Raw genomic sequence first — 8521 nt, 5'->3', positions numbered from 1 at the left:
GCCGCCGGGCCTGGAGCGGCGGCGGCCGGCGACAGGCTCAGGCCGAGCGCCAGTGCGGCGGCGGCGATGCCGGCGCGGTCGGCCGCGGGTGCAAACGCAAAGCGGCGGCGCCATCCGGCACCGCCGCGCAGAGACAGGATGATCGGCGCACCGCGCACCGCAGCCTCGCCTTCCCGCCTCACTGGGCGGCTTCGGTGGCCACCAGCTTCCAGTTGGGGTCGCGGGCGCCGAGTTCGCGGGCGAAGGTCCACACGTCGGTCACGTCGGCCACCGTGTCGGGGCTGCCGTCCACCACCGAGCCGTCGCGCGCCCGCGTCACCGAGATCAGCTTGGAGACGAAGCGCACCGTCAGCTGGGCGTTGCGCCCGCGCACTGTTGCGTCCTGGAGCTCGGCGCGCTCGATGGAGACGAAGTGCGATTCCATGGTTTCGCCGCGGCTCTCGCGGTCGGCGATGGCGGCGACGAAGCCCTCATAGACGTCCTTCGCCAGCAGATCCTTGAGCAGCTTGCGGTCGCCGGCCGCGAACGCGGTGACGATCATCTCGTAGGCCGCCTTGGCGCCGGTCAGGAAGTGCTTGGCGTCGAAGTCGCTCTCCTGGCGGGCGATCTCGTCGAGCGCCGCGGCTATGGCGGTGCCCTCCTCGGTCACGCCCTCCCAGCGGAAGCCGGCGGGCTCGGGCTCGTCCGCGACGCCGCCGGACACGGGCGAGGCCGGGGTGCGCTCGGGCAGCGTCACCACGTTGCTCTCGGGCGCCGGCTGCGGCGGCGCGCGGCATCGCGGGAATAGGGGATCGTAAGGCGGCCGCTCGCGCCCGGTGCGCTGGCCGAGCACGCTGCGCAGCCGCACGAAGATGAACACGGCCAGAGCCAGGAAGATGATCGTGTAGATGTCGAGCACTGCGCTTCGCCATGCCTTGCGCCCCGGCGACCCCCGCCTCCGGGACATCGTTGCCTCGTTAAAGGCCGGTGCCCGGCTGCCTCGCAAGGCGCGGAACCCGACCTCTCGAACCGGAGGACGCCGCGGCGGTCCATGCCGCATCCCGCGCCGCGCGCCTCCCACCTTCCGGATACGCACGGCCCGCCCGTTGGACGTCGCCATTCGCATACCCTGCCTTATGTACGTCGCCTGCGGCCGAGCGCCAGACCCCAGCGGCACGCCGCGCGCGTTTTCCGACACCTTACGGCAGGGGAAGACGCGGCGCCACCTCCGCTCGCAGCCGCGAAGCGACCCGATTGACCGTCCGGACGACCTACCATACTCTTGATCAAAACGATTAGAATTCGGCCGCAGAGCCGTGCTCAGGGAGAAAACGCCACATGCGCCGCCTTCTTGCCGCGGGGCTTGCCCTCGCATTTTCCGCGTTTGCCGCCCCCGCTTCCGCCGCCGGATATCCCGACCGGCCGATCACCATGGTCGTGCCGTGGGGTGCCGGAGGCGGCACCGACGCGGTGGCGCGCATCGTCGCATCGCTGCTGGAGCGCGACCTCGGCCAGCCCGTGGCGGTGGTGAACCGCACCGGCGGCCAGGGCGTGGTGGGCCACCAGGCGATCGCCGACGCGGCGCCGGACGGCTACACGCTCGGCCTCATCACGGTGGAGATCGCCATGATGCACTGGGCCGGGCTCACCCCGCTCACCCCCGCCTCCTACACCCCGCTGGCGCTGATGAACGAGGACCCGGCCGGCGTGCAGGTGCGCACCGACGCGCCCTACAAGACGGCGCAGGAGCTGCTCGACGACATCAAGAAGAACCCCGGCAAGTTCAAGGCTTCCGGCACCGGCCAGGGCGGCATCTGGCACCTCGCGCTCGCCGGCATGCTGTCCTCGCTGATGATGGACCCGGCGAGCGTGCCGTGGGTGCCCTCCAACGGCGCGGCGCCGGGCCTGCAGGATCTCGTCGCCGGCGGCGTCCAGGTGGTCACCTGCTCGCTGCCCGAGGCGCGCTCGCTGATCGACGCCGGCCGCGTGAAGAGCCTCGCCATCATGAGCCCCGAGCGCTCCAAGCTGATGCCCAACATCCCCACCCTCAAGGAGGCCACGGGCTCGGATTGGGCGATCGGCGCCTGGCGCGGCGTCGCCGCCCCCAAGGGACTGCCGGCGGACGTGTCGGCGAAGCTCCAGGCGGCGCTGAAGAAGGCCTATGAGAGCAAGGACTACCAGGACTTCCTGTCGAGCCGCGGCTTCGGCGGAAAATATGCCGACGGGCCCGGCTTCGGCGCCTTCATGGCCGCGGCGGACGCATCGCTCGGCAAGGTGATGAAGGAGGTGGGGCTCGCGAAGTAGCGCGCCGCCGCCCACCCTGCCCCACCCGCAAGAGGCGGTGCCATGCGCGTCAGCGACCTCATCGTGGGCCTTCTGGTCCTCATCGGCGCGGCGGCGCTCTATGCCGCCGCCTCCACCTTCCCGCCCATCCCCGGCCAGCAGTACGGGGCGGACGTGTTCCCGACGCTGACGGCGGCGGGGCTCGCCGCGTGCGGCTTCATTCTGTGCGCCGGCGCGGTCCGCGCCGGCCCGTTCCCGCTCGCGCAGGCGACCTGGATCCGCGAGCCCGGCGCCCTGCCGCGCGCCCTCGCCACCATCGCGCTCACCGCCGCCTATCTGGTGCTGGCGCCCCTGCTCGGCTTCATCCCGGCGGCGAGCCTGGTGCTCGCCGGCCTGTTCCTGCTGGTCCGGGTGCCGCTCAAGGTGGCGGTGCCGGTGGCGCTCGCCACCGCGCTCGTGACCTGGTGGGCCTTCGCCCACGGCCTGCGCGTGCCGCTGCCGCGCGGCTTCATCGAAGGGTATCTGTGATGAACGCCATCGAGGCCGGCATCGCCATGGTGATGCGGTGGGACGTGATCCTCACCATTCTGGCAGCCTCGGCGTTCGGCATGGTCGTGGGCGCCATTCCCGGCCTCACCGCCACCATGGCGATCGCGCTTCTGGTGCCCATCACCTTCTTCATGGAGCCGCTGCCGGCGGTGGGCGCCATGATCGCCTGCTCGGCCATGGCGATCTTCGCCGGCGACATTCCCTCGACCCTGATGCGCATGCCCGGAACGCCGGCCTCCGCCGCCTATACGGAGGAGTGCTACGCCATGACCCGCAAGGGCCAGGCGGAGGTGGCGCTCGGCGCCAACGTGCTGTTCTCCGCGCTCGGCGGGCTGTTCGGAACCTTCATCCTCATCCTCGCGGCGCCGCTGCTCGCCGAAGTGGCGCTCGGCTTCTCCTCGTTCGAATATTTCTGGCTGGCGCTGCTGGGGCTCGCCTGCGCCATCTTCATCGGCGCGGGTTCGCCGGTGAAGGGGCTCATCTCGCTGCTGCTGGGCCTGTTCATCGCCCAGGTGGGCATCGACAATCCGGGCGGCCTGCCGCGCTTCACCTTCGGCTCGACGGAGCTGCTCGGCGGCATCGACTTCATCCCCGCCATGATCGGCCTGTTCGCCATGTCGGAGGTGATCCGCACCATGGCCACCGGCGCCCGCGACTGGAACGTCAAGCAGGTCTCCATGGGCAACCCGCTCAAGGGCTGGGGGACCATGTTCGTGAAGTACTGGCCGCAGCAGATCCGCGGCAATCTCACGGGCACCGCCATCGGCATCCTGCCCGGCGCGGGGGCGGACATCGCCGCATGGGTGTCCTACGCCACCAGCCGCAAATTCTCGAAGACGCCGGAAAAATTCGGCACCGGCCATGTGGAGGGCATCATCGAGAGCACGTCCTCCAACAATGCGGCGCTGGCGGGCGCCTGGGTGCCGGCGCTGGTGTTCGGCATTCCCGGCGACAGCATCACCGCGGTGGTGATCGGCGTGCTCTATCTCAAGGGCCTCAATCCCGGGCCGATGCTGTTCGTGAACAATCCGCAGACCATCTATGCCGTGTTCACCATCTTCATCCTCGCCAATCTCATGATGATCCCGCTCGGCCTCCTGGCGCTGAAGGCGGGAACCGCGCTGCTGCGCTTCCCGCGCCGCATCCTGATCCCGATCATCCTCATGTTCTGCATCGTCGGCTCGTATGCGGTGAACAATTCCGCCTACGGCGTGGTGCTGATGCTGGTGTTCGGCGTGCTCGGCTTCCTCATGGAGGAGCACCAGATCCCGATCGCCCCCTGCGTGCTCGGCATTGTGCTCGGCAAGCTGCTGGAGGAGAGCTTCGTCACCTCCATGATCAAGGCGGACGGCAACCTCCTTGCCTTCTTCGAGCGGCCGATCTCCGGCACGCTCGGAGCGCTCACCATCCTGGTGTTCGTGTGGCCCATCTGGTCGAGCCTGCGGGCGCGGCGGAACACCGGCGCGGCGTAGGGGCCGCGGTCCGGCGGTCCGATCCCGGCCCCGCCGGAACGGCCCCGCGGGGCAAGGCCGGCGCGAATGGGCATTGCTCGGGTCGAGCCGCAGGCCAGGCCTACTCCGCCGCGGCCCGCCGCTTCTTCGGCTCCACCGGCGCCGGCTCGATCAAGGCGCGGCATTCCTCGGCGGTGAAGGGCTCGCCGAAGACGAGGCCCTGGGCGTACTCGCAGCCCAGCTCCGCCATTTCCGCCGCCTCCTGCTCGCGCTCCAGGCCCGAGGCGATGACGTCCATGCCGAGGTCGTGGGCGAGGTCCACCAGCGCGCCGACGATCACCGGCCGCGCCGCCCGGGCCGGGCCCTTGGCGGTGTCGTGCACGAAGCGCTGGTCGATCTTGATGGCGTCCACCGGGAAGCGCTGCAGATAGGGCAGCGACGAATAGCCGGCGCCGAAGTCCGACAGGCACAGCCCCGCGCCCAGCTCGCGCATGCGCGCCAGCACCACGGCGGCGTATTCCGGATTCTCCATCACCAGGCTCTCGGCCACCTCCAGCTTCAGCGAGCCGACCGCCACCGCGTTGCGGGCGAGCACCGACTTCAGGTCCTGGATCAGATCGTGCCGCAGGAGCTGGCGCGAGGAGACGTTGACGTGCATGAACAAAGGCGGGTCCACCCGCAGCATGCGCTGCCACTGGCCGAGCTGGCGCGCGGCCTTGTCGAGCACGAACAGGCCGAGGTCGAGCACCAGCCCGGTCTCCTCCGCGAGGCGCCAGAACTCGGAGGCCGCCAGTTCGCCGAGCCGCGGATGGTTCCAGCGCACGAACGCCTCGAAGCCGCCGATCGCCCGGTCCTCCAGGCGCACCACCGGCTGGTAGCGCACCGAGATCTCGTTCTTCGAGAGCGCCTGGCGCAGCTCGGCCTCCAGCACCACGCGGTCGATCTTCTGCTGGCGCATGGCCGGGCGGAATACCTCGATGCGGTCGCCGCCGATGCGCTTGGCGTAGTACATGGCGAGTTCGGCGTCCTTGAGCACCTCGTCGCGCTTGCCGACCTCCGGGCCGGAGAGCACGAGGCCGATCGAGGCGGTCACGAACACCTCCTTGTCGGCGAAGGTGATGGGCGCGCGCAGCGAGCGGCGCAGCGTGTCGGCGAAGGTGGTGATGCGCTCGGGGTCGCGCTCGGACATCAAGATCAGGCCGAACTGGTCGCCGGCCATGCGGGCCAGCGTGTCCTGCGGCTTCATCAGGCGCATGAGGCGCCGCGCCACGGTGAGCAGGATGGAATCGGCCATCGCCATGCCGACCTTGACGTTGACCTCCTTGAACCGGTCGAGGTCGATCACCATCACGGTCGGCTTCACCTTCTCGTCCAGCTTGGCGAAGGTGAGCGCCTGCTCGAGCCGGTCGAGGAACAATTCGCCGTTGGGCAGGCCGGTCAGGTTGTCGCGCACCGCGTCGTGCAGCAGGCGCTCGGCGGCGATGCGCTCGCCGGTGACGTCGGTGAGGGTGCCGATGCAGCGCACCACTTCGCCGTCCGCGCCCACCACCGGGCGGGCCTTCAGGTTGAAGGTGAGATAGTGGCCGTCGATGGCCCTCAGGCGGAAGTCCTGGTCGATGCGCCCGCGCCGCTGGTCGATGATGCCGTCGAGCGTCGCCCGGAAGCGGTCGCGGTCGGCCGGGTGGAGCACCTCCAGCCAGCCCGCCGCCTCGGTCTCCAGCGAATGGCGCTTGAGGCCAAGCGCCTCCTCCGCCTCGGGCGAGGTGTAGATGCGGTCGGTGTCGACGTCCCAGTCCCACACCATGAGGCCCGAGCCGGCGAGCGCCAGCGCGCGGCGCTCCAGCTCCGAGGCCGAGCCCTGCACCCCGCCGATGCCGGCGAAGGCGTGCTGCATGACCGTGAAGCCGATCAGCATGACGATCAGCACCAGGCCGCCCGAGAGCGCGGCCGCGGCCAGGTCGTTGGTGACGAGGCCGGCTACGGTCATCCCGGCCATCACCACCCAGACCACCAGCAGCGACCAGGTGGGGATGATGAGCACCGCGCGGTCGTAGCCGTGCTGGGACAGCCAGATCACCACCGCGAGCCCGGCCACCGCCACCGCGAGCAGCGACAGGCGGGCGATGCCGGCGGCGACCGGCGCGTCGAGGATGGCGAGCACCACCAGCGCCGCGAGGAAGGTGAGCCAGCCCGCCGCCACGTGCACGTAGCGCACATGCCAGCGGTTGAGGTTGAGATAGGCGAACAGGAACACCAGCAGCGTCGCGGCGAGGATCGCCTCGCCGGCCGCGCGCCAGAACTGCTCGGCGATGGGCGAAAGGCCGAACACCTTCGACCAGAAGGCGAAATCGAGGCCGATATAGCCGAGCACCGCCCAGGCGAGCGCCGCCGCCGCCGGGAACATCACCGAGCCCTTCACCACGAACAGGATGGTGAGGAACAGGGCGAGCAGGCCGGCGATGCCGATGACGATGCCGTGGTAGAGCGTGAAGGCGTTGACCCGGTCCTTGTAGGCGTCGGGCTTCCACATATAGAGCTGCGGCAGGTTCGGGCCGCCCAGCTCGGCGACGAAGGTGACGGTGGAGCCGGGGTCGAGCGTCACCAGAAACACGTCGGCGTCGGGCGAGGCCTGCCGCTCGGGCTTGAAGCCCTGGCTCGGGGTGAGCGAGACGAGGCGGCGGTTGCCGAGATCGGGCCAGAACAGACCCGAGCCGACCATCCGGTAATAGGGCGCGACGATCAGGCGGTCGACCTGCTCGTCGGTGTTGTTGGAGAGCGCGAAGGCGATCCAGTCCACCTGATTGCGCCCGTCGGCGCTGCGCACCTCGATGCGGCGCACGACCCCCTCCGAATCGGGCGCGGTGGACAATTGGATGCGGTCGCTGTCGGTGGTCTGCCGCTGCACCGCGGGCAGGAGGTCGATCAGGTTCGCGTCGAGGCGCACGGCGACGGCATCCACCGCCCGGGCATCGCCGGGGGTGGCAAGCAAAGCGCGATCGCCATGAGGACGACAAGGACAACCTGCAAATCCGGGCCTCCGCACCCGCCGTCCGGACGGGCCGGACCAGTCTTCAAGCGCGGTCCGGCCGCCTGACCGGCGCTCGAACCCGGCGTCCCCCACCCTTGCGAGGCCGTCGGCCGCCACGCGGGCTGCCCCGCCGGCCGAAGGCTACGCGGCCGAAGACGCGCTTGCCAGCGCGCATGGCGCCAGCCGAAGCGTGTGCTCTATCCAGGCCGTTGGACCGAAGCAAGGCAATCGGCCAAGCTGCGGCCTGCCTCCCCGTCCGATGGCCTCTGCCCCTGTGCCCGCTGAGCGTGAGGGAAGCGCACCCGAACTGGCACCTTAAGCGGGACCTGGAGCGACGGAAATCCCTTTTTCGCCTGTCCCATGGGCAGCACGGCGGCGTGGCTGACAATCGGGCACCGCGTCGCCGCGTTGGCCGCCGAAACCAAGTTCACGAAGCCGTGATGTCGTCGAACCCCGATGCTGTCCGCCGACGGCAAGGTCGCGTCGGGGCGGAAGGATTTCTTCCCGGCGCCGCACGCGGCACAATGGCAGATACCCGCGCCGCGTTCCGGCGCGGAGCGGTCCCGCTCCCGCGGGACGCCCGTCATGGAGGCGATCATGGAGGAAGACCGTCCCGCTCCGCCCCCCGAGCCGATCGCCGGGGCCGACCTGTCGCGGCTCTCGGTGGCCGAGATCGAGGCGCGCATCGCCGAGCTGAAGGCGGAGATCATCCGTCTAGAGGAGACGCTTGCGCGCAAGAAGGCGTCGCTGGACGCCGCGAACGCGGCCTTCAAGCTCTGAGTCGGGCCGGAGAAGGGCCCCCCGAGGCTCGGCGGCAGCGCGGTACGGCACCCGGAGGGGGCAGGGCTTTTATCCCCAAGCCGTTAATCTCCCGTTAATTTTCGCCGCTCATAATCGTTGCTGTCCGACGAAGGTGATTCTCCCGGACATCTGGCAACTCTCCCTGTCAGACTACAGAGCCGCCGCAAGGCGGCTCTTCTTTGCGTCCCGCCCCCGCAATCCCCGTTATTTGCCGCCCGGGCCGCCTTTACGCCGGCCCGCCTCCGGCGCATGTCTGCCCGGTGCTCCACCCGCTGCTGCGGGGGACAGGATGGCGGCGGATCATGGGACGTTCCGGTCAGACACGGGAGAGGGCGGATCGGCTGGCTGGGCTCGTCACCGACGTGCTCGACGCCGCCGGGGCACGCGCGGCTGACGCTCGCCCGCCTCGCCGGGCGCCTGCGGAGCCATC

At 70.2% G+C, this 8521-nt stretch carries 6 protein-coding genes; 4 read left to right on the top strand and 2 right to left on the bottom strand.

Going from position 1 to position 8521, the window contains the following annotated elements:
- Nucleotides 1–178 precede the first annotated feature (178 nt).
- A complete protein-coding gene (locus AC2W7M_RS14455; protein ID WP_486132956.1) occupies nucleotides 179–898 on the bottom strand; it encodes a Tim44/TimA family putative adaptor protein in 720 nt (239 codons plus the stop codon).
- A gap of 419 nt (nucleotides 899–1317) precedes the next feature.
- Here AC2W7M_RS14455 and AC2W7M_RS14450 point away from each other — a divergent pair, with 419 nt between their 5' ends.
- Genes AC2W7M_RS14450 through AC2W7M_RS14440 form a run of 3 tightly spaced genes read left to right on the top strand, consistent with a single transcriptional unit; the run spans nucleotide 1318 to nucleotide 4283 of the window.
- Complete coding sequence (locus AC2W7M_RS14450) at nucleotides 1318–2283, top strand: tripartite tricarboxylate transporter substrate binding protein (RefSeq protein ID WP_486132955.1); 966 nt, start codon at nucleotides 1318–1320, stop codon at nucleotides 2281–2283.
- A 42-nt stretch (nucleotides 2284–2325) separates the two neighbouring features.
- Nucleotides 2326–2790, top strand: a complete 465-nt coding sequence (locus AC2W7M_RS14445) for a tripartite tricarboxylate transporter TctB family protein (protein ID WP_486132954.1) — start codon at nucleotides 2326–2328, stop codon at nucleotides 2788–2790.
- Nucleotides 2790–4283, top strand: a complete 1494-nt coding sequence (locus tag AC2W7M_RS14440; RefSeq protein WP_486132953.1) for a tripartite tricarboxylate transporter permease — start codon at nucleotides 2790–2792, stop codon at nucleotides 4281–4283. The genes AC2W7M_RS14445 and AC2W7M_RS14440 overlap by 1 nt, the downstream gene beginning before the upstream one ends.
- A gap of 100 nt (nucleotides 4284–4383) precedes the next feature.
- On the opposite strand, the gene AC2W7M_RS14435 is transcribed toward AC2W7M_RS14440, so the two are convergent.
- Nucleotides 4384–7251 (bottom strand): EAL domain-containing protein, encoded by a 2868-nt coding sequence (locus AC2W7M_RS14435; RefSeq protein ID WP_486132952.1) that lies wholly within the window; start codon nucleotides 7249–7251, stop codon nucleotides 4384–4386.
- Between the two features lie 495 nt (nucleotides 7252–7746).
- Between AC2W7M_RS14435 and AC2W7M_RS14430 the strand changes: the two genes are divergently transcribed.
- Nucleotides 7747–8070, top strand: a complete 324-nt coding sequence (locus AC2W7M_RS14430) for a DUF1192 domain-containing protein (protein ID WP_486132951.1) — start codon at nucleotides 7747–7749, stop codon at nucleotides 8068–8070.
- The last annotated feature ends 451 nt before the right edge of the window (nucleotides 8071–8521 follow it).

The sequence above is a fragment of the Xanthobacter sp. BG11Y11_SDJG genome (assembly GCF_057364445.1).
Note: the sequence above shows the minus strand (reverse complement) of the source record. Positions and strands in the feature narration are given on the sequence as shown.

Coding starts and splice junctions, on each gene's coding strand:
- AC2W7M_RS14450 (WP_486132955.1), top strand. CDS start 1,318: ATGCGCCGCCTTCTTGCCGCGGGGCTTGCCCTCGCATTTTCCGCGTTT.
- AC2W7M_RS14445 (WP_486132954.1), top strand. CDS start 2,326: ATGCGCGTCAGCGACCTCATCGTGGGCCTTCTGGTCCTCATCGGCGCG.
- AC2W7M_RS14430 (WP_486132951.1), top strand. CDS start 7,747: ATGCTGTCCGCCGACGGCAAGGTCGCGTCGGGGCGGAAGGATTTCTTC.
- AC2W7M_RS14440 (WP_486132953.1), top strand. CDS start 2,790: ATGAACGCCATCGAGGCCGGCATCGCCATGGTGATGCGGTGGGACGTG.